The 20658-nt window shown below is 65.1% G+C and carries 21 protein-coding genes and 1 tRNA gene; 14 read left to right on the plus strand and 8 right to left on the minus strand.

Annotated elements, in window-relative coordinates; all coding sequences use genetic code 11:
• Positions 1-6 precede the first annotated feature (6 nt).
• The 4 genes from ACYVH8_RS04500 to ACYVH8_RS04515 are packed head-to-tail and all read left to right on the plus strand — an operon-like array spanning position 7 to position 3146.
• Positions 7-141 carry a hypothetical protein gene (locus tag ACYVH8_RS04500; protein WP_460487686.1) on the plus strand — a complete coding sequence of 45 codons (135 nt, stop codon included), beginning with the start codon at positions 7-9 and terminating at the stop codon, positions 139-141.
• Positions 138-1139 carry an AAA family ATPase gene (locus ACYVH8_RS04505; protein ID WP_460487687.1) on the plus strand — a complete coding sequence of 334 codons (1002 nt, stop codon included), beginning with the start codon at positions 138-140 and terminating at the stop codon, positions 1137-1139. The genes ACYVH8_RS04500 and ACYVH8_RS04505 overlap by 4 nt, the downstream gene beginning before the upstream one ends.
• A 1-nt stretch (position 1140) precedes the next feature.
• On the plus strand, positions 1141-2118 hold the full coding sequence (locus ACYVH8_RS04510; RefSeq protein ID WP_460487688.1) for a DUF58 domain-containing protein: 978 nt from the start codon (positions 1141-1143) through the stop codon (positions 2116-2118).
• On the plus strand, positions 2115-3146 hold the full coding sequence (locus tag ACYVH8_RS04515) for a VWA domain-containing protein (protein ID WP_460487689.1): 1032 nt from the start codon (positions 2115-2117) through the stop codon (positions 3144-3146). Before ACYVH8_RS04510 ends, ACYVH8_RS04515 begins: the two co-directional genes overlap by 4 nt.
• A gap of 83 nt (positions 3147-3229) precedes the next feature.
• Here the strand turns inward: ACYVH8_RS04515 and ACYVH8_RS04520 are convergent, their stop codons facing one another.
• From ACYVH8_RS04520 to ACYVH8_RS04535, 4 genes are all read right to left on the minus strand, one after another.
• Complete coding sequence (locus ACYVH8_RS04520) at positions 3230-3517, minus strand: hypothetical protein (RefSeq protein ID WP_460487690.1); 288 nt, start codon at positions 3515-3517, stop codon at positions 3230-3232.
• 44 nt (positions 3518-3561) lie between these two features.
• Positions 3562-4065: a hypothetical protein gene (locus ACYVH8_RS04525; RefSeq protein ID WP_460487691.1), complete on the minus strand. Its 504-nt coding sequence runs from the start codon at positions 4063-4065 to the stop codon at positions 3562-3564.
• Positions 4066-4318: 253 nt separating this feature from the next.
• Positions 4319-5068 (minus strand): lipoprotein-releasing ABC transporter ATP-binding protein LolD, encoded by a 750-nt coding sequence (gene lolD, locus ACYVH8_RS04530; RefSeq protein ID WP_460487692.1) that lies wholly within the window; start codon positions 5066-5068, stop codon positions 4319-4321.
• On the minus strand, positions 5061-6317 hold the full coding sequence (locus tag ACYVH8_RS04535; protein ID WP_460487693.1) for a lipoprotein-releasing ABC transporter permease subunit: 1257 nt from the start codon (positions 6315-6317) through the stop codon (positions 5061-5063). Before ACYVH8_RS04535 ends, lolD begins: the two co-directional genes overlap by 8 nt.
• Before the next feature lie 54 nt (positions 6318-6371).
• Here ACYVH8_RS04535 and ACYVH8_RS04540 point away from each other — a divergent pair, with 54 nt between their 5' ends.
• Both ACYVH8_RS04540 and ACYVH8_RS04545 read left to right on the plus strand, forming a co-directional pair.
• Positions 6372-7292: a phosphoglycerate mutase gene (locus ACYVH8_RS04540; RefSeq protein ID WP_460487694.1), complete on the plus strand. Its 921-nt coding sequence runs from the start codon at positions 6372-6374 to the stop codon at positions 7290-7292.
• Positions 7289-9157: a single-stranded-DNA-specific exonuclease RecJ gene (locus ACYVH8_RS04545; protein WP_460487695.1), complete on the plus strand. Its 1869-nt coding sequence runs from the start codon at positions 7289-7291 to the stop codon at positions 9155-9157. Before ACYVH8_RS04540 ends, ACYVH8_RS04545 begins: the two co-directional genes overlap by 4 nt.
• A 19-nt stretch (positions 9158-9176) precedes the next feature.
• Here the strand turns inward: ACYVH8_RS04545 and ACYVH8_RS04550 are convergent, their stop codons facing one another.
• Complete coding sequence (locus tag ACYVH8_RS04550; protein WP_460487696.1) at positions 9177-10316, minus strand: GGDEF domain-containing protein; 1140 nt, start codon at positions 10314-10316, stop codon at positions 9177-9179.
• 149 nt (positions 10317-10465) lie between these two features.
• On the opposite strand from ACYVH8_RS04550, the gene ACYVH8_RS04555 reads away from it, so the two are divergent.
• The 8 genes from ACYVH8_RS04555 to ACYVH8_RS04590 all read left to right on the plus strand — a co-directional run bounded on the left by ACYVH8_RS04555 (position 10466) and on the right by ACYVH8_RS04590 (position 17308).
• Positions 10466-11323 (plus strand): 3',5'-nucleoside bisphosphate phosphatase, encoded by an 858-nt coding sequence (locus ACYVH8_RS04555; protein WP_460487697.1) that lies wholly within the window; start codon positions 10466-10468, stop codon positions 11321-11323.
• The gene (locus ACYVH8_RS04560) at positions 11320-12210 is read left to right on the plus strand and encodes a DMT family transporter (RefSeq protein ID WP_460487698.1); all 891 of its coding nucleotides are present in this window, start codon (positions 11320-11322) and stop codon (positions 12208-12210) included. Before ACYVH8_RS04555 ends, ACYVH8_RS04560 begins: the two co-directional genes overlap by 4 nt.
• A 13-nt stretch (positions 12211-12223) precedes the next feature.
• Positions 12224-12850, plus strand: a complete 627-nt coding sequence (locus ACYVH8_RS04565; RefSeq protein ID WP_460487699.1) for an L-threonylcarbamoyladenylate synthase — start codon at positions 12224-12226, stop codon at positions 12848-12850.
• A 147-nt stretch (positions 12851-12997) separates the two neighbouring features.
• A complete protein-coding gene (locus tag ACYVH8_RS04570; RefSeq protein WP_460487700.1) occupies positions 12998-13666 on the plus strand; it encodes a site-2 protease family protein in 669 nt (222 codons plus the stop codon).
• A 9-nt stretch (positions 13667-13675) separates the two neighbouring features.
• A complete protein-coding gene (locus tag ACYVH8_RS04575; protein WP_460487701.1) occupies positions 13676-14971 on the plus strand; it encodes a tryptophan--tRNA ligase in 1296 nt (431 codons plus the stop codon).
• An 87-nt stretch (positions 14972-15058) separates the two neighbouring features.
• Entirely contained in the window at positions 15059-15361 is a 303-nt protein-coding gene (locus ACYVH8_RS04580) for a hypothetical protein (protein WP_460487702.1), read from the plus strand.
• A gap of 61 nt (positions 15362-15422) precedes the next feature.
• Positions 15423-15512 (plus strand) — tRNA-Ser (locus ACYVH8_RS04585).
• Positions 15513-15658: 146 nt separating this feature from the next.
• Positions 15659-17308 (plus strand): DUF6538 domain-containing protein, encoded by a 1650-nt coding sequence (locus ACYVH8_RS04590; protein WP_460487703.1) that lies wholly within the window; start codon positions 15659-15661, stop codon positions 17306-17308.
• 51 nt (positions 17309-17359) lie between these two features.
• Here ACYVH8_RS04590 and ACYVH8_RS04595 read toward each other — a convergent pair whose 3' ends face one another.
• The 3 genes from ACYVH8_RS04595 to ACYVH8_RS04605 all read right to left on the minus strand — a co-directional run bounded on the left by ACYVH8_RS04595 (position 17360) and on the right by ACYVH8_RS04605 (position 20553).
• Positions 17360-18805, minus strand: a complete 1446-nt coding sequence (locus tag ACYVH8_RS04595) for an ATP-dependent nuclease (RefSeq protein ID WP_460487704.1) — start codon at positions 18803-18805, stop codon at positions 17360-17362.
• Between the two features lie 59 nt (positions 18806-18864).
• Positions 18865-19377 (minus strand): virion core protein, T7 gp14 family, encoded by a 513-nt coding sequence (locus tag ACYVH8_RS04600; protein ID WP_460487705.1) that lies wholly within the window; start codon positions 19375-19377, stop codon positions 18865-18867.
• Between the two features lie 339 nt (positions 19378-19716).
• Complete coding sequence (locus tag ACYVH8_RS04605) at positions 19717-20553, minus strand: hypothetical protein (RefSeq protein ID WP_460487706.1); 837 nt, start codon at positions 20551-20553, stop codon at positions 19717-19719.
• Positions 20554-20658: the final 105 nt, after the last annotated feature.

The raw sequence follows: 20658 nt of genomic DNA on the forward strand, positions 1-20658 counted from the left end.
GACGAAATGACCTTGCCTGCGGCTTCGATGACGGCGCTGCGCGCTATGACGACTACCGTCATGCGGCGCAGCCGCGTCATCGATCTTGCGCGGCAAGGAGATCATTTCGTCATCCGCCTCCACCAGAAAGGGGAACCATGAGCAACTCATCCACCGCCGACACGGCCCGCCTGATGGAACAGATCCTCTACGAGGTCAAGCGCGTGGTGGTCGGGCAGGACCGTTTCCTGGAGCGTGTCATGGTGGCGCTGCTGGCCCAGGGCCACCTGCTGGTCGAGGGCGTGCCCGGCCTGGCCAAGACGCTCACCATCAAGACCCTGGCCCAGGTGGTGCAGGGGCAGTTCCGCCGCATCCAGTTCACGCCCGACCTGGTGCCCGCCGACCTGGTGGGCACACGCATCTACAACCAGAAAAGCGGCGAGTTCAGCACCGCGCTGGGCCCGGTCTTCGCCAATCTGCTGCTGGCCGACGAGATCAACCGCGCGCCGGCCAAGGTGCAGAGCGCGCTGCTGGAGGTGATGCAGGAACACCAGGTGACCATCGCCGGCACCAGCTACCCGGTGCCCGCGCCCTTTGTGGTCATGGCCACGCAGAACCCCATCGAGACCGAGGGCACCTACCCCCTGCCCGAGGCGCAGGTGGACCGTTTCATGTTCAAGGTGAAGGTGGACTACCCCAGCGAGGAAGAGGAGTTCGTCATCGTGCAACGGGTCACCGGTGCCGCCGTGGCCGTGAGCGCCGTCAGCACCACGGAACAACTCGCCACGCTGCAGCGCCATTGCCGCGAGGTCTATGTGGACCCGGCCCTGGTGCAGTACGCCGTGAAGCTCGTGGCCGCCACGCGCGAACCCGTGCGCGCCGGCCTCAAGGACCTGACGCCTTACCTGAGCTACGGCGCCAGCCCGCGCGCCACCATCAGCCTGATCGAGGGCGCCCGCGCCCTGGCCCTGCTGCGCGGGCGCAGCTACGCCCTGCCCGAGGACGTGGGCGATCTCGTGCACGACGTTCTGCGGCACCGCCTGGTGCTGTCTTACGAAGCCCTGTCCGAAGGGCTGGACGCCGACGCGCTGATCACCAGGTTCATGGCGCACGTGCCCCTGCCGGCCAAGGTGCTGGAACACGAACCGAAAGCCGCATGAGATGAAGCCGGCCGCCCCCGTCACCCGCGAAAGCGCCGAGCAGGCCTTGTGCCGGCTCGACTGGACGGTGCTGCGTCGCCTGGACGGCTTCTTGCAGGGCGACTACCGCAGCCTGCTGCGCGGCGCCGGCCTGGACCTGGCCGATCTGCGCGAGTACCAGCCCGGCGACGATGTGCGCCACATCGACTGGAACGTCACCGCCCGACTGCAGGCGCCGCACGTGCGCGTCTACACCGAAGACCGCGAGATGAGCGCCTGGTTCCTGCTGGACCTCAGCCCCTCGGTGGATTTCGGCTCGGGCGAGCGCGCCAAGCGCGAGGTGCTGGCCGACTTCGTGGCCGTGCTCGCGCGTCTGCTCACGCGCCACGGCAACCGCGTGGGCGCCGTGTTCTACAACGGCGGCATCCAGGCCGTGCTGCCGCCGGGCAGCGGGCGGCGCCATGTGCTGCAGTTGCTGCAACGCCTGCAAGCCCCGGCCGCGCAGGAAGACAGCTACCCCGGCGTCACGCGCCTGCAGGACCTGCTGCAACACAGCGCCGCGCTGATACGCCGGCGCAGCACGGTCTTCGTGCTCTCGGACTTCATCAGCGAAGCCGGCTGGGAACAGCCGCTGGCCCGCCTGGCCCTGCGCCACGAGGTGCTGGCCGTGCGCCTCTACGACCCGCTGGAACAGGCGCTGCCCGATCTGGGCCTGCTGCCCATGGTTGATGCCGAAACCGGCGAGCAGCTGCTGGTGGACACGCACGACCCGGGCTTTCGCGCCCGCTTCGCGCAGCTGGCCACACAGCGCGAGGAGGCCCTAAGACTGACGCTCTCACGCGCCGGGGTGGACACGCTGGAGCTGGCCACCGGCGAGGCGCTGGTGCCCGCCCTCCTGCGCTTCGCCGAGCTGCGCCGCCAGCGCAGCCGCTCACGCTCAGCCCCGCCGCCGGCCCATCTGCGGCTGGTGCGCAGCACGCCTGCGGAGGTCTCCCCATGAATTTCCTCTGGCCCCATATGCTGGCGCTGCTGTTGCTGCTTCCGCTGCTGGTGTTGTTCTACCTGTGGCTGCTGCGGCGCAGGCGCAAGCTCGTGGTGCGTTACGCCAGTCTGGGCCTGGTCAGGCAGGCCATGGGCAGCCAGAGCCACTGGCGGCGCCATCTGCCTCCGGCCCTCTTCCTGCTGGCCATCTCGGCCCTGCTGCTGGCGGCGGCCCGGCCGCTGGCTGTCGTCATGCTGCCCACGCAGCAGGAAACCATCATGCTGGCCATGGACGTCTCGGGCAGCATGCGCGCGGCCGACGTGCTGCCCAACCGGCTGGAGGCCTCGCAGAACGCGGCCAAGGCCTTCCTGGCCGAGCTGCCGCGCCATGTGAAGGTGGGCATCGTGGCCTTTGCCGGCTCGGCCCAGGTCGCGCAGATCCCCACGCACAACCGCGAAGACCTGGTCTCGGCCATCGAGCGCTTCCAGCTGCAGCGCGGCACGGCCATCGGCAACGGCATCGTGCTCTCGCTGGCCACGCTGTTTCCCGATGCCGGCATCGACATCGGCAACATGACCTACGGCCGCGCGCGCGGCGTCTCGCTGGACCAGTCGACCGGTGTCAAGGAATTCCAGCCCGTGGCCCCGGGCTCCTACGGCTCGGCCGCCATCATCCTGCTGACCGACGGCCAGCGCACCACGGGCATCGACTCGATGGAAGCCGCCAAGCTGGCCGCCGACCGCGGCGTGCGCATCTACACGGTGGGCGTGGGCACGGTGAACGGCGAGACCATAGGCTTCGAAGGCTGGTCCATGCACGTGCGCCTGGACGAGGAGACCCTCAAGGCGATCGCCCTGCGTACCCAGGGCGAGTACTTCCACGCCGCCACGGCCGAAGACCTGAAGAAGGTCTACGAGACGCTGAGTTCACGCCTCAGCGTGGAGAAGAAGGAAACCGAAGTCTCGGCCCTGCTGGCCCTGCTGGCCGCGGTGTTCATGCTGGCGGGCGCGGGGCTGTCGATGTTTTGGTATCACAGGGTCGCGTGACGGCAGAGATGACCGGCGGACCATAGGGGGAGTCCGCCGAAAGGACGTCCGTGTTGACTGGCCTGCTAATACAGGTCCGTCGCTCATTGCGAGGAAGCCTCAGGCCAGACGACCGTTCTGGAGAAATATCGGTGACCAGATCTCTTCTGGAACTCAACGCCAAAACCCTCGGCCTGTCGCGTGAGTTGGTACCACATGTACTTGAGCGTCGTCAGCGTAGGCCAGTGCTCTGCCTCGATAGTGACCTTGAACTGAGGGTTCTCGGCCTGAATGGTGCGAGCTTCGTCAATAGCCAGATTCAAGCTGCGCGTACCATCCATGAACATGCCACCAGTGCCTGAGGTCTTTACCATGATGCGGTAGATGATCATGAAGCTACCGTATTACGTAACAGCAAGAGTAAGGGACTGCGGGGTTAGCCGCAAATGATGGAGGCAACTGCGTCATATGCTCTTGCCACAGCGAGTAGGCCAAGAACGAACGCCCATTTCTGAATGATGTCCTTGACCTCATGGCGTCTTCCAACCTTATCAAGCTGCTCTCCGAAGCGGGAGGCGCTCTCTCCGGTCTGATTAATCACCGCATCAATCAACATTACATCTCCCGTTTGGGATATTTTGACCGAAGAGACTCCTGAGGATTTAGCTTGTTCAAACTGGCTTTTATTGTTTTCGAACTCATTCTTTTTGTTTCGTAAATAGATTACGACTGGCAAATGCTCCACCTTCGAGAGGCCTATCAAACCAGAAAGGACAAAGCCAACCCATCCAATAACCTCGGCGAATACGCTTGCATGGCTGTGACCAACAAAAGAGGCTGTCTGTATGGCTGCACCAAGGAGCGTGAATGTCAGTCCCAAGAAGTAGAACTCGAATTTTTCAAGAATTGAGTGTGGTGTTACTGGCGACGCTGATCCCATAAGTAGAAGCTCCTTTGCAGCTAACCGATAACATTTATCTGCCGCGAGGCCAAGCTCATAGAAACCAAGAGCGCCTCCTGTGGCAGATAAACCCCGTTTTACTAAAGCCGCCTGCGAGGTGGTGGTGATAGGGAATTCAATTCCCAGCCTGCCGGTTGGCTCAGATTATGGGTGGGCTCAAGCCTGCGAGTCAATTTAGACGGCTACTGCGCCGCGTTTGGTATAGACCGCAGCCTGTCTTATGACAAGCGGTTCAAGCCACCAAGCGCCCCCGCTCCAGCCGTAGCGTGCGCTGGCAGCGCGCCGCCAGCGTCTGGTCGTGCGTGACGACGATGAAGGCCGTGCCCTGCTCGCGTGCGAGCTTGAGCATGAGTTCGAACACGCCCTCGGCCGTGCCGCGGTCCAGGTTGCCCGTGGGTTCGTCGGCCAGCACGCAGGCCGGCTGCGTAACCAGGGCGCGGGCGATGGCCACGCGCTGGCGTTCGCCGCCGGAAAGTTCGGCCGGACGATGCAGCAGGCGTTCCTTCAGCCCCACGGCCTCCAGCATGCGGGCGGCCGTCTGCGCCGCCTGGGCGCGGTCCATTCGGCGTATCCACAACGGCATGGCCACGTTGTCCAGCGCGCTGAACTCGGGCAGCAGGTGGTGGAACTGGTAGACAAAACCCAGGTGCCGGTTGCGCAGCCGGCCCTGCACGGTCTGCGTGAGCGTGGAGAAGTCCTGGCCCATGAGCTGCACACGGCCGCTCGTGGGCGCATCGAGCCCGCCCAGCAGGTGCAGCAGCGTGCTCTTGCCCGAACCGGAGGCGCCGACCACGGCCAGGATCTCGCCGGCGTGCACCTGCAGATCCACACCGCGCAGCACGTGCACGTCCAGGCGCCCTTCGGTGTAGCGCTTGTCCAGGCCTTGCGCCGCCAGAACCACTTCCGTTCGGGCTGAGCCGGTCGTTGCCGTGACGAGCCCTTCGACAAGCTCAGGGCGAACGGTGTTTTTAACTTCACTCATAACGCAGCGCCTCGGCGGGGTTCACGCGGCTGGCGCGCCAGCTCGGGTACAGGGTGGCCACAAAGGCCAGCACCAGGGAGATCACGCCGATGGGGACGATGTCGCTGGCCAGGGGTTCGCTGGGCATGCGGCTGATCAGATAAATGTCCTTGGGCAGGAAGCTGGCCTGCAGGAGGCTCTCCAGCGCGGGCACGATGACGTCGATGTTGAAGGCCACGCCCAGGCCCAGCAGCAGGCCGACCAGGGTGCCGATCACGCCCACCGCGGCGCCCTGCACCACGAAGACGCCCATGATGCTGGCCGGACTCGCGCCCAGGGTGCGCAGGATGGCGATGTCGGCGCGTTTGTCGGTCACGGTCATCACCAGCGTGCTCACCAGGTTGAAGGCCGCCACCGCGACGATGAGCGTGAGGATGATGAACATCATGCGTTTTTCGAGCTGCACGGCGGCGAACCAGTTGCGGTTCTGGCGTGTCCAGTCGCGGATCAGCAGGTCGCCGCTGAGCGTGCCAGCCAGCTGCGCACCGACCTCACGCGCCTGGTGCAGGTCCCGGAGCTTGAGGCGGATGCCGGTGGGTCCTTCCAGGCGGAAGATGCGCGCGGCGTCTTCCACGTGCAGCATGACCAGGCCCGCGTCGTATTCGTAGTGACCCGAATCGAAGGTGCCCACCACCGTCATCTGCTTGAGGCGCGGCACCACGCCGGCCGGCGTGACCTGGCCGCTGGGCGCCACCAGAGTCACCTTGTCGCCTTCGCGCACGCCGAGCTGCCGCGCCAGGTCACGCCCCAGCACGATGCCGAACTCGCCTGGAACGAGCCGCGCCAGCGCGCCGTTCTTCAGGCCGGCGGCCAGATCGGTCACCTCGCCTTCGAGGGCCGGGTCGATGCCGCGCACGATGACGCCCTTCATGTCCTCGCCACGCGCCAGCAGGGCCTGGGTGCCGATGAAAGGCGCGGCGCCGATGACCTGCGGATTGGCCCGGGCCTCGGCCATGGTTTTCGCCGCATCGGGCAGGGCCTGGCCGTAGGGCGAAAAAATCTCGATGTGCGAGACCACGCCCAGCATGCGATCCCGCACCTCCTTCTGGAAGCCGTTCATCACGCTGAGCACGATGATGAGCGCGGCCACGCCCAGCGCGATGCCCAGCATGGACACGCCCGAGATGAAGGAGATGAAACCGTTGCGCCGGGTGGCGCGGCCGGCGCGCGTGTAGCGCCAACCCAAGAGCAGCTCGTAGGGGATTTGCATGAGGTAATTTCTCGCTGTCCGGCATTATGAGTGAGGCGCGCGACAATACCGTCCATGCACCTCCTGATCCCCCACGCCCTGAGCGACGACGAGGCCGCACGCGCACCGCTGCGCGCGCTGCAGCTCCCGCAGTTGCAGGGCCTGCTGCAGCGCCTGGCGCCGCAGACCCTGCTGCAGTTGCCCGAAGACAGCCCGCTTGGCGCTCATGAACAGTTGCTCGCCGCAGCGCGCGGCCTGGACCCTCAGGCGCCCGCCTGGGCCGCGCTGCGCGCGCACGAGTTGCAGCTGCCCGGCGCCGGCAGCGGGGCCTGGGGTTTCGTGACCCCGGTGCACTGGGAAGTGGGCCAGGCCCGCGTGAGCCTGCGCGACCCGCAGGAGCTGGACCTGCGCGAGGACGAAGCGCGCGCGCTGCTGGCCGCCATGTCGCCCTTCTTTGCCGAGGATGGCCTCACCCTGCACTACGACCAGCCACTGCGCTGGCTGGTCAGGGGCGAGCCGCTGCAAGGTCTGACCGGCGCCGCACCGGAACGCGTGATCGGCCGCAACGTGGCGGCCTGGCTGCCGGCCTCGCCCCTGCTGCGCCGCCTGCAGAACGAAATGCAGATGCTGCTCTACACCCACGCCGTGACCGATGCGCGCTCCGAACGCCGGGCCCTGGCCGTCAACTCCTTCTGGCTCAGCGGGTGCGGCGCGCTGGCTGCGGCGCCCACCCCCACGCAAGACCTGACCGTGCTCGATGCGCTGGTGCGGCCCGCCCAGCGCGGTGACTGGCGTGCCTGGGCACAGGCCTGGCAAACACTGGATGCGCAACTGGCCCCCTTGCAGGCAGCACTGGGCGCGGGCCAGGACGTCACCCTCACGCTCTGCGGCGAGCTACAGGCACGCCGTTACACGCCCGCACCCCGCAGCGCCTGGACACGCCTGTTGCAGCGTTTCAGGCCGCAGCAAGCCTCCGACCTACTCGTCGCTCCATGAAAATCGTCACCCGCGACATTCCGCCGCGCGCCGCCTGGGCGCTGGAACAGGCGGGCGTGCATCCGCTGCTCGCTCGCCTCTACGCCGCGCGCGGTGTGTCCAGCAAGGAAGAACTGGACGATGCCCTGGCCCGTCTGCTGCCGCCCGCCACACTCAAAGGCGCGGCCGAGGCGGCCGTGCTGCTGGCCGATGCGATCAGCCAGAACAAGAAACTCTGCATCGTGGCCGACTATGACTGCGACGGCGCCACGGCCTGCGCCGTGGGCCTCCGCGGCCTGCGCATGCTGGGCGCGCAGAACGTCACTTACCTCGTGCCCGACCGCGTGGTGGACGGCTACGGCCTGACGCCGCCGATCGCGCGCCGCGTCAAGGACAGCGGCGCGGAGGTGCTGATCACCGTGGACAACGGCATTGCCAGCGTCGAAGGCGTGCGCACCGCGAACGAACTGGGCCTGCAGGTGCTGGTGACGGACCACCATCTGCCGGCCACCGCGCCGTCGCCGGGCCGCCCCAAGACGGCGAGCGTCCCCTCGGGGGGCAGCGGGGACGCGCATGCGCCGAGCGTGGGGGCCGTCATCCTTCCCGATGCCGAGGTCATCGTGAACCCCAACCAGCCGGGCTGCGGCTTCGAGAGCAAGTCCATCGCCGGGGTGGGCGTGATGTTCTATGTGCTGCTGGCCCTGCGCGCCGAGCTGCGTCAGCGCGGGGCTTTCTCCGTTCGGGCTGAGCCTGTCGAAGGGCCGGCAGGGGCTTCGACAGGCTCAGCCCGAACGGAAAATCTATCGGCTCGAACGATTCCGGAACCCCGCTTGGACACCCTGCTGCCCCTGGTGGCCCTGGGCACGGTGGCCGATGTGGTCAGGCTCGATCCCAACAACCGCCGCCTGGTCGCGCAGGGCCTCAAGCGCGTGCGCGCCGGCGCCCTGCCGCCGGGTCTGGCCGCACTTTTCGAGGTGGCCGGGCGCAAGGCCGCCACCGCCACCACTTTCGATTTCGGTTTTGCCCTGGGCCCGCGCATCAACGCGGCCGGCCGCCTGGCCGACATGACCCTGGGCATCGAATGCCTGCTGACCGACGATGCGGCGCGCGGGACTGAGTTGGCCAAGACCCTGGACGGCATCAACCGCGAACGCCGCGAGATCGAGGGCGAGATGCGCGAGCAGGCCATGGCCATCGTCGAGTCCATGTTCGACGAATCCGAGGAACCGCCGCCGGCCCTGTGCGTGTTCGACCCCGATTTTCACGAGGGCGTGGTGGGCATCGTGGCCTCGCGCCTGAAGGACAAGCTGCACCGGCCGAGCTTCGTCTTCGCCGCCAGCCAGGCCCCGGGCAAGGAACACGAGCTCAAGGGCTCGGGCCGCTCCATCCCCGGTTTTCATCTGCGCGACGCGCTGGACCTGGTGGCCAAGCGTTACCCCGGTGTGCTGCTGCGCTTTGGCGGCCACGCCATGGCAGCGGGCTGCACCATCGCCGAGGAACACTTCGACACCTTCGAGCAGGGCCTGGCCGAAGTGGCGCAGGAATGGCTGGACGCCGCCACGCTGACGCGCCGCCTGGAAACCGACGGCGCCCTGCCCGTGGAATACCGCCGCGCCGACATGGTGGACACGCTGCAGCGCGAGGTCTGGGGCCAGGGTTTTGCGCCGCCCACCTTCAGCGAGGAGGTGGAAGTGATTTCGCAGCGCCTGGTGGGCGAGAAACACCTGGCGCTCAAGCTCAAGCACCAGGGCCAGCCCGTGGACGGCATCTGGTTCGGCCACACCGACCCTTTGCCTGCGCGCGTGCTGCTGGCTTTCCGGCTCGACGCCGACGAGTGGCAGGGCCTGCGCCGCGTGCGGTTCCTGGTCGAGGGCGCGCAGGTCTGAGCGCCAGCAGGACGCGGCCTCAGGCCACCTCGATGCGGTTGCGCCCTTCGTCCTTGGCCTTGTACAGCGCCTTGTCGGCGCGCGCCAGCAGCGCGTCCATACGGTCTTCGTCGGATCGGTTGGTCGCCACGCCGATGCTGACCGTGATGGGCGGCAGGCCATCGCGCGGTTCGGCCACATGGGCCAGGATGCGCTCGGCCACGGTGATGGCCTCTTCCTGGCTGGTCTCCGGGAGCAGCAGCACGAACTCTTCTCCCCCGAAGCGCGCCAACTGATCGGGCCGGCGCAGCAGGGACGCGACGCGGCCCACCAGATCGACCAGAACGCGGTCGCCCATCTGGTGGCCATGGGTGTCGTTGATGGCCTTGAAGTGGTCGATGTCCAGCAGCAGCAGGGCCATGCTGCGCCCATGGCGGCGGCAGCGCGCCAGTTCCTGCTCGCAGGCGTCCAGGAACACACGCCGCGTCAGCACATTGGTCAGCGCATCGTGCGAGGCCAGGTGCTCGAACTCCGCACGCAGACGGTCGCCGGCCATGAGGATCAGCCCCATGCCCAGGGCCAGCAGCATCAAGGCGTTGGAGCCCACGTAAAGGGTCTGCACGCGCGTGGGCGTGAACAGGCCCTCCTCGGCCAGCGGCCTCCAGGCCGAGAAGAAACGCAACAGCAGCACGGCGGCATGCACCACCAGCACGATGGCCGTGAAGCGGGCGGAGAAAGTGGCCGGCCCTTGCCGCCAGATACGCCAGGCCATGGACAGAAAAATGCCGGCCCACACCAGGCAGACCAGGACCAGGCGGGCGTTGTAGCTCGGCTCGACCAGGGCGTACCAGTACAGCGGCGGCGTCATCAGCACCAGCAGCGCGATCCAGAGCGACCAGGCGGGGCGCCCGCCGAAGAACCGCACGATACCCGCGTGGTAGCAGATCACCCCGGTCAGGATGACCAGGTTGGCCACAACGATGGCCAGGAAATCAGGAAAGATGCCGCCCCCCGCGAACAGCAGCGTGGACAGGAAAACCCAGGCCGGTGCAGCGGCCCACAGGCCCAGGCCGCGGATGCTGCGGGGGTAACTCAGCCGCAGGAAAAATGTCATGAAGGCCAGCAGCAGGCCCATCAGGCCGCTCATGAGCACAAGGGAGCGCAGGTCGATCGACATCATGCGCGCGGGCATCAGCCCCGAAAACGAACTGCGTCCCGAACACAGGCTGCAGGACCTGACAGCGGGGGCTCGATGGAATACCGCATGCAGGCATTGTGCCAGTCCCCGACCGTCCTGCAAGCGCCGGGCGCAAGGCCTAAAATGCCCGAGTGAGCTCCATCCTCAACGCCGACCTGCATTGCCATTCCGTCGTCTCCGACGGCACCCTCACACCCGAGGCGCTGGCGGCACGTGCGCATGCCAATGGCGTGGAGCTCTGGGCCCTGACCGACCACGACGAGATCGGCGGCCAGCAGCGCGCCCTGGCGGCTGCCCGTTCGCACGGCCTGCCCTACCTGACGGGCACCGAAATTTCCATCACCTTCGCCGGCCAGACCGTGCACATCGTGGGCCTGGGTTTCGACGCCGAGGACGAACGCATGCAGGCCGGCCTGCGCCAGACGCGCGGCGGCCGCGGCGCACGCGCGCAAGAAATGTCGGCCAGCCTGGCGGCGGTGGGCATCCACGGCGCCTACGAGGGCGCCCTCAAGTACGCCGGCAACCCCGAGCTGATCTCGCGTACCCACTTCGCGCGTTTCCTGGTGGAGAGCGGCGTCTGCCGCGAGACCAACGAGGTCTTCCGCAAATACCTGACCGAAGGCAAGCCCGGTTTCGTGCCGCACCGCTGGGCCACGCTGCGCGACGCCGTGCACTGGATCGGGAACGCCGGCGGCGTCGCCGTGATCGCCCATCCGGCCCGCTACAACTTCACGCCCACCGAGGAATACGCGCTGTTCTCCGAGTTCAGGGCCCATGGCGGCCGCGGCGTTGAAGTCGTGACCGGCAGCCACACCGCCGCCGAGTATGTGAAATACGCCGACATGGCGCGCGAATTCGACTTGGCCGCCTCGCGCGGCAGCGACTTCCACAGCCCCGACGAATCCCACACCGACCTGGGCGCCCTGCCCTACCTGCCCGGCGAACTGACCCCCGTGTGGGAACTGCTGGCCGACCGTATCCAACAATGAAACACCCCCATTTCCTGGGCGGCATGCTGTTCGCGCTTGCCGCCCTGGCCTGCTTTGCCACCCTCGACACATCGGCCAAGGTCGTGTCCCTCACCCTGCCCGTGCTGCTGGGCCTGTGGTTCCGCTACATCTTCCAGGCCGTGATCACCACGGCCGTGATGTTTCCCCAGCGGGGCCGGGTCATTTTTCACACGCAGCGCCTCGGCGCCCATCTGCTGCGCGGTGTGCTGCTGCTGGTCACCAGCCTCTTGACCTTCCTGAGCGTGTCCTACATGCCCATCGGCGAATTCACGGCCATCGCCATGATCACGCCGCTGGTGGTCACGCTGCTGGCGGCCACCCTGCTGGGCGAACATGTCTCGACCCTGCGCTGGATCCTGGTGGCCGGCGGTTTTTCCGGCACCCTGGTCATCGTGCGGCCCGGTGGCGGCCTGTTCGACTGGTACATCCTGCTGCCGCTGGCCCAGGTGGCCACCCACTCGGCCTTCCAGATCCTCACCAGCCGCATGGTGCAGACCGAGGACGCCGTGACCATGCACGCCTACACCGGCTGGGTGGGCGCCATCCTGGCCTCCCTGGCCCTGCCCTTCGTCTGGGTCACGCCGCAGACCCTGGGCGAGTGGACGGCCCTGGTGCTCATGGGCCTCATGGGCACCATCGGCCACTTCCTGCTGATCATGGCCTACCGCCGCGCGCCGGCGGCCACGCTGATGCCGCTGCTGTATGTGCAGATCGCCTTCGCCATGCTGGCCGGCTGGCTGGTGTTCCACCACATCCCCGATGGCTGGTCCCTGCTGGGCATGGCGCTGATCGCCGCCTGCGGCGCGGCCAGCACCTGGCTGGCCGTGCGCGAAAGCCGCGCCAAACTCGAACCCATGGAAGTCTGAGCACCCCGGCGCCATGGCCCAGTACTTCGACGTCCACCCCGACAACCCGCAGATCCGCCTGCTCAAACAGGCCGCGGCCCTGCTCGAAAAAGGCGGCGTGGTGGCCGTGCCCACCGACTCCAGCTACGCCCTGGTCTGCCATCTCGATGACAAGGCTGCCGCCGACCGCCTGCGCAGCATCCGCCAGGTGGACGACAAGCACCACCTTACCCTGCTCTGCCGCGACCTGGCCGAACTGGCCAGTTATGCGCGCGTGGACAACCGGCAGTACCGCCTGCTCAAGGCCGCCACGCCCGGCCCCTGGACCTTCATCCTCGAAGCCACCAAGGAAGTGCCGCGCCGCGTGAGCCACCCCGCGCGCAAGACCATCGGCCTGCGCGTGCCCGAGCACAAGGTGCTGCACGCGCTGCTGGCCCTGCACAGCGGCGGCCCCCTGCTGGCCACCACCCTGATCCCGGCCGGCGAGACCGATCCGCTGAACGACGCGCAGGAGATCCGCGAGCGCTACGAGCACCAGCTGGCCGCCGTGATCGACGCCGGCGCCTGCCCCCACGAACCCACCACGGTGATCGACCTCAGCGGCGAGGCGCCCGAGGTGCTGCGCCGCGGCCGCGGCGACCCGGCCGCGCTGGGCCTCTGAACACCCATGACAGAATGACCTTGCCGCTGCGCGACCCTGATGACGCAGGCTACGCCCGCATGATTCGAGTCGTTCCGTCATCGAAGCTGCGCAGCAGCGAAATCATGCGCGCGCAGCGCGCGTCATCCATCTGAGACAATCGACCCCGTGGATATCAACAACCTGATTCAAACCGTCCTCATCTACGCCCTGCCGGTGCTGTTCGCCATCACCGTGCACGAGGCCGCCCACGGTTACGCCGCCCGCCACTTCGGCGACAACACGGCCGCCATGATGGGGCGCATCACGCTCAACCCCATCAGGCACATCGACCCGGTGGGCACCCTGCTGATGCCGCTGCTGCTGTACTTCGCCACCAGCGGCGCCTTTCTTTTCGGGTATGCCAAGCCGGTGCCGGTGCGCTTCGACCTCTTGAGGAACCCGAAACGCGACATGGTCTGGGTGGCCCTGGCCGGCCCGGGCGCCAACCTGCTGCAGGCCCTGCTGTGGGGTGCGCTGATGTACCTGCTGGTGGCCGCCGGCGTGCGGGAGCGTTTCTTCCTGGAGATGGGCCGCGCCGGTGTGCTGGTCAACGTGGTGATGTTCGCCTTCAACCTCTTCCCGCTGCCGCCGCTGGACGGCGGGCGCATCCTGGTCGGCCTGCTGCCCTGGAAGCAGGCGGCCCTGGTCTCCCGCATCGAACCCTGGGGCTTTTTCATCGTGATGGCCCTGGTGCTCACCGGCATCGTCAGCACCCTCTGGATGCAGCCCGTCATGGGCCTGACCTACGGCCTGCTGGATCTCCTGCTCACGCCCCTGTCCCTCCTCCTGCACTGACCCCCCGCCATGAGCACCGTCCGCGTCCTGACCGGCATCACCACTTCGGGCACGCCCCATCTGGGCAACTACGTGGGCGCCATCCGCCCGGCCATCGCGGCCAGCCGCGCCGCCGGGGTGCAGAGCTATTACTTCCTGGCCGACTACCACGCGCTCATCAAGGTGGACGAACCCGCGCGCATCCAGCGCAGCACGCTGGAGATCGCCGCGAGCTGGATCGCCTGCGGCCTGGACCCCGAGCGCGTCACGTTCTACCGCCAGTCCGACGTGCCCGAGATCCCCGAGCTGACCTGGTTCCTCACCTGCGTCTGCGGCAAGGGCCTGCTCAACCGCGCCCATGCCTACAAGGCCTCGGTGGACAAGAACAACGCCGCCGGCGTGGACCCGGATGCCGACGTGACCGCCGGCCTCTTCATGTACCCGGTGCTGATGGCGGCCGACATCCTGATGTTCAACGCCCACCGCGTGCCCGTGGGACGTGACCAGATCCAGCACATCGAGATGGCGCGCGACATCGCCGCCAGCTTCAACCATCTCTACGGCGAGCACTTCGTCTTGCCCGAGGCGCAGATCGAGGAGAGCGTGGCCACCCTGCCCGGCCTCGACGGCCGCAAGATGAGCAAGAGCTACGACAACACCATTCCGCTCTTCGCCCCGCGCGAGCAGATCAGGAAGCTCATCGCCGGCATCAAGACCGATTCACGCGCACCCGGCGAACCCAAGGACACCGAGGGCTCAGCCCTGTTCCAGATCTACCAGGCCTTCGCCACCCCCGAGGAAACCGCGAAACTGCGGCAGGCCTATGCGAATGGCATCGCCTGGGCCGAGGCCAAGACCAACCTGTTCGAGCGCATCGACCAGGAAATCGCGCCCAAACGCGAAGCCTACGAAACGCTCATCAGCCACCCCGAGCGCCTGGAAGAGATGCTCAAAGCCGGCGCGGCCAGGGCCCGCGCCATCGCCACCCCCTTCACCACCCGGTTGCGCCACGCCGTGGGCCTGCGCGACCTGCGGGCCCAGGCCGGGGCCAAGGCCGGCAAAAAGGACAAGACCGCCCTGCCCAGCTTCAAGCAGTACCGCGAGAGCGACGGCAAGTTCTATTTCAAATTCCTGGATGCGCAGGGCAGGCTGTTGCTGCAGAGCAAGGCCTACGACAGCCCCAAGGAGGCCGGTCAGGTGGTCAAACGGCTGCAGGAACAGACCGGTCCCCTGCCCCCCCTGCTCCAAGAGATACCTTTGCAACAATTGAGTAACGTGGATGAGGTCTACTCTGCGCTACAACTGCTGCTGGCCGCCAAAGACTGATCCCTGAGCCTCCAACCGTCCCCGCATCTGCCACGGGTACGGTTCTTGCTGGCAGCGGCTACCCACCAAGCTGAGGAGTGCCGTTCCATGTCCGTTTCCATGCCCGTTACCCGCACCGCTGTCACACGCAAGCAGGTCGCCCTGTCGGACCACCGGCAGACCTTTGACGAACTCTGCACCTGGATCGAGGCCCACCTGCACGAGCCCATAGGCTGGCAGGAGCTCATGGCCCAGAGCGGCCTGGACCACCAGACCCTCAACGCGCTCTTTTTCAAGTTCCTGAGCACCACGCCCATGGCCTGGATCCGCAAGCGCCGCGAGCTCAGCCTGGCTCCCAGCCCCACCCCACCGGCCCCTGCCCACCGTCTGCTGCGCCCAGCCGCGGCCTGACGCCCCCGGCGCCCCAAAAGAGCCTGCGGCGCGCTGCTACAATACGCACTTCCACAAAGCCGGAGAGGTGGCAGAGTGGTCGAATGTACCTGACTCGAAATCAGGCGTAGGGGCAACCCTACCGTGGGTTCGAATCCCACCCTCTCCGCCAAAACCTGCGATGTGAGGGATTTCTCCTCTGAAGTCCCTCACACCCGCACCAGCACTAGCGCTCCTCCCACCTGCCTTCCCCGAAACCTTCCCACATTCCTTCCCACACAGGGCTTGGACCGATGGGAGAATTCAAGGATGGCAGAAATGGCAAAGAAGGTCCCGTATCTCGTACGGAAAGGCCACTCGTACTACTTCCGGATCAGGGTCCCCACGGCGCTCATCGAGGCATTTGGCCGCGCCGAGATTACCCAGTCACTGGGCCGGCTAAGTCAGCCCCAAGCAGCCATCAAGGCCCGGGAGCTGGCGGCACACTACACAGGTCTGTTCCAAAGCCAACTGCACGAGCTGGGGCTTGAGGCCACCGCCCCAGTGGCCCCCGCGCTGCCCAAGCGGACCCCTACGATGGAAGAGGTGACCCACATTGCTCGGGAGGGTGCCCGTGAGCTGCTGCTCAACGACGAGCAAGCGCGGTCTCAAGGGAGCCGCTCAGATAGCTACGCTGTTTGGTCATCCATGCTCTTGGACCTGGACGGCGAAGTTACCGAGGCAATCTCTGGTGACAACCTTGGACAGCTCTTCAAGCGATTCGAGGCGGACCTAGGTGCTCATGGCTTGAAGGCTCCCAAGGACCGCGACGAGTTGCGCCTCATGGTCTACAGATGGGCCACGTTCTACGGGAAGGCCCTTGAGCAGGTACAGCAGCGGGTGAAAGGGTCGCCAGCAGATACGCCCGCACCAGAGCAACCACCAGCCAGCCTCAAGGCCCACAAGGAGGCCACTACAGACCCCAGCAAGAAGACTGCGGAGCAGCTCAAGCTGCGCGATGTCCTGCAGCTCTGGAAAGAGTACGAGCCGAATAGGCCACCCAAGACGGTAGGTAAGGCAGAGCTTGCCGTGAAACGATTCGAGGCCGTTACTGGGGACCCCAGCGTAGGAAGCCTGAATCGGGCCGGTGGTGCCGAGTACAGGAAGAAGCTGCTTGCCTCGGACATGTCTTCCCGGGCTGCCGGTGACCAGCTGTTGTGGGTGAACATCCTCCTCAACTTCGAGGTCAACAACTACCAGCGCGTCGCAGCCAACCCATGGAAGAACCTCTCCATCACGACGAACGAAGCCACCATCCGAGAGGAGTGGAAGGACCCGCAAGTGGTGAAACTCTTCGGGCTGCCCCTGTTCCAGAGCTACGAGCTGCCCAAAAGCAAGAACGCGGGGCTTGATGCTGCCTACTGGTGCCCGCTGATCGGTGCGTACACGGGGGCCAGAGCCACGGAGATAGCCCAGCTCTTGCCTGATGACATCCAAGAGATGGAGGGGCTGTGGTGCTTCCGGTTCGCGGTCACTGAGCCGAGCTGGCAGCGACTCAAGGGTGGCCCTACAGGCCCCTCCAAGCGCGTCATCCCCGTTCACCCTGAACTCGTGAGACTGGGGCTGTTGGACTACGCACGAGACATGAAGGCGCGTGGAGCTGCACGGCTGTTCCCGTCACTCACAGTCACGGACAACAACAACGCAGGCGGGCCAGTGTCGAGCTGGTTTGGCAAGTTCAAGACTGCTGCTGGTTTCGGGCCTGAAAACACGTTCCACGGATGGCGTAACACGGTGGAAACCAAGCTGCAACGGGAGCGAGAGGGGCAGCTCTACATTGACCGCTACTTGGGGCACAAGCCAGAGGGTATGGGAGCCGGGACGTACGCACGGGTCCAGCCCTCGGACTTCGTAGGGACGGCCTCGAAGATTGCCTATGAAGGCTTGAAGCTGCCTCGTGTGTACAAGGCCCCTGTGTGGGGTGGTTGACCCGGCCCATCGGGGGCTGGCCCGCCAAGATCAGAGTATCTATTGATCAGCTCATTGCGGCCACAGTGCCTGAAGCAAGCCATGCCCCAAGAACTCCGCAAGTTGGCCTGTCGGCTTAGCATGCCCAATTGCATAAGAGACCCGAGTTGTCCAAGGTAGATTTTTTGCATCGAGAATCGCAGCAATTGGCTCGATTAGCCCCTTTAAATCAACCGTCTTTCGGTCCCAGGCTTCAGCAGCAGCAAGCTGCGCCTGCTTTGTGGGGTATAGATGAGCAGCACCAGTAATCTTGGTCTTCGCGGCCTGCCAGTCAAAACCCAGCAACGCCAAGACCTCATCAGTTAAGTACAAGTTTTCCGTCTCACGACATCCCAACTGGAGAAACGCTATGTACGCTTGAGGGTTCTCCGGGTTGGCGACGGGCAGCGCTTGGTCACCATCGAGCAACGCGAATCCGTTCGGGGTTGCAGGCTTGTCAGCTAAACACGAAAAAATTCTCTCAAGGTTCTGCTGGTACTTCTTGACTTGGGCCGCACCATGGCAAGGTATGACCGCGACGGAAATAATGTGGTGTCGCGGGACTTGACTCCAAATTCTGTAGTCGTCATCTCCTTCAACAAGCAATAACGGCGCACCGAAAAGAGGCCCCATCAATACGTGGCCGCCAAGGCAAGCTGCTAGCTCTTGAGTAACAGCTGAAGGAGCTTGAACCTTATACTCATTCTTTCCCTTTGTAAGAAACAGCGTCCCCGTCTTTTCGCCGCCAAATTGAGCGAGCGCCGTCAGAAGCGAGGTGCTGTGAGTTGCGACCACGACTTGCAACTTGTACCGTTCAACAACCTTTACAAGAAAATCAGCGAAACGAGCCTGCAAATCTGGATGGATATGAGCATCTGGTTCATCAATCAGCAGAATTCGCGTGGGGCCGGCCTCAATCTCCCAGATAGAAGCAATGGTCAGTGCATCCAGTCCAATGCTTACAAGCTGCGCTTCACCACTACTTAAGTGATCAACTTGAGTAATTTGTTGGTCAGTCGAACTTCTGGTCAGCTTGAACGGCGGATTTGACTCAACCGTTAGTTGAAGCGCGAAATCAGGCAGGAGCACATTGAGCATGGACTCAATGTCATCCGGAGAGCCCAACGGTACGCTTTCCCCGCGTGAGCTACCTCGCTTCATAAAGTAGGTTTGAATTCGGCTTACGATCCTTCGCCTGTATTCTGTAGAGAAGTTCCTCGAAGCTGAGCCGACGCGCGCTTGGCCATTGACCTCCTCCTGCAAGTATTGAGGCTGAAAGTCAATCTCACCTGTTCGCTCTGGGACGATGTAGTGGACATGCTGAGGCGTCGCATTTCGCCACCCTCTCAGCAAAAGGCTCTTTCCTGAGCCGTTCTTACCAACTATCACCGAGATGTCTCGAAGACCAGTGATATTCCATGTCCCACCACCCAGATGGCCATCCCTGGGAATTGAGATTGAGTCTGAGTAGATAGTCATATCTGCACGAATATAGCAACTACGCCTGCTTGGCCAAAACAGGCGCTAGACAGCCCCAATCAGTCGGCCTTACGCTCCCCAGTGCCGTTCCTTTCCTTTGCCCTAGCCTTCATGTAGTCCACGCCATGACCAGCGATGGTCAGGTAGGTGCCGATGGCGCTGGGGCGCTGTATGGAGGCCATCTGCTGCTGCGCCCGGCTTCCTGCAGCGAGGTCACCCATGGCAATCTCGGCCTGAGTACGCTGCGCGTTGGAGCGCACCGTGGCCAGGTCCTGACCGTTCTGGATGCCAATGGCTGCACCGCCACGTTGGCTTGAGACGCCGCCACCAGACTCGCCAGCAACGGCATCAAAGGCAGCCATATCCTTCAAGGCCTGCAGCGAGTGAGCGTTGGCCTCGCCTGCGGCAGCTTCGGCAGCCTGCTGCTGCTCTCGCTCTGCATCCATGCGGGCCGCATCGCGGGTCTGCTTGATGGCCTCGCCTAGCTTGTTGGCGGCATCTTGCTGGTTGTTGTGCGTCTGCATTGCCGTGTAGGCAGAGATGGCCAAGGTTGCTAGCGGTAGGTAGCACATGGGTTACCCCGCATCTTTCTCGATGGTGACCCCGTAGGACCTCGCAGGGACCGCGATGAGTCCCACGGTGTGGTTACGGCAGCAGACACGTACAGTCCCCGCCTCGGGAACGTAGCTGAAGTAGGTAACGCCTGCGGGGCGCTGCAGTGGTTCGGTGAGCGTCACGACATCGCCAAGCTCTGCCCTAGGCAAAGCCACATCCCGGCCAAGAAAGGTCAGCGGCGGGACCACAGGGAAGCTGAGTTCAGCCACGGTTGAAATTCGATTCATAGAAATTGGTTCTCAGAAATAGAAAAAAGCCCCGAAGGGCCTCTTGTGGTGATGAGCGTGTGTAGACGCTCAGTGGTGACGCTTGAACTCCAGCGCCAAGGTCTTGAAGGGCGTGACATCCCGCCCCACGGCCAGCGACTGGATTGCTCCCTGCAGCGCTCGGCCCTTGTTCTCACGCAACCAGGCATAGAAGGCAGGCTTCTGCGTTTCATCAACGCCCATGGCTGCCACTTCGCGCGCCACGATCCGCTCGTGCATGGCGTAGCCCTCATTGACGTACTCAGAGGCCAGCTCGGGCGAGATGGCAGCCTGTTCGGCCAGGTTCATTGCCGCCTTGTCGAGGCTGTCAGCCCCGGAGAGGACAGCCACGGTCACAGAAGAGGCCGCAGCGTCATACGCGCTCTGCGCCAGCGGCTCGATGTCCTCGGCCCACAGTGCATCCTCTTCCAGCGAGAACACTCCCGCGCCGGGGTCCACGGGGGCCTCCTTGGGTGCTGTTGCAGGGGCAGCCGCTGCGGGGCTTGATGCGCCCTCGCTGGGAGTTGCTGCAGTACGGTCTCGCCACAGGCCCGGACCAGCTGGCTCAATCAGGCCATCCGCGATGGCTTGCCGGATGTGGGTGCGGCTTGCGGAATTGCCGGGGATCAGCTCTACGGTATCTGCGCCATTCAAACGCTGGAGGGTGGCCGCGACCGAGGATGTATCGCGGTCCTGACCTACCGTGTACTTGGTAACGCTGCTTTGGGTGACCTCGCCGTAACCCATGTTGAATCTGGTGGGACCTTGATGGACCCTCGCTGCCTCGTGCTGGACCTCGGTGGGGGCGGCTGCGGGCTGGCCGATGGTCATGCGGGTGATGTTGCCCTGCTGGCTGATGGTCATCTGGGCGGTGTTGTCGTTGGTCATGGTGGTTGCTTTCGTGATGGTTAGATGGATTGGGATTCGGCCCGCAGGGCTGCTGCAAGGCGCTTTCCGCGAGCCTTACGGCAGTCAATGCAGCGGCCTGATGTC

This window comes from Curvibacter fontanus (assembly GCF_054780335.1).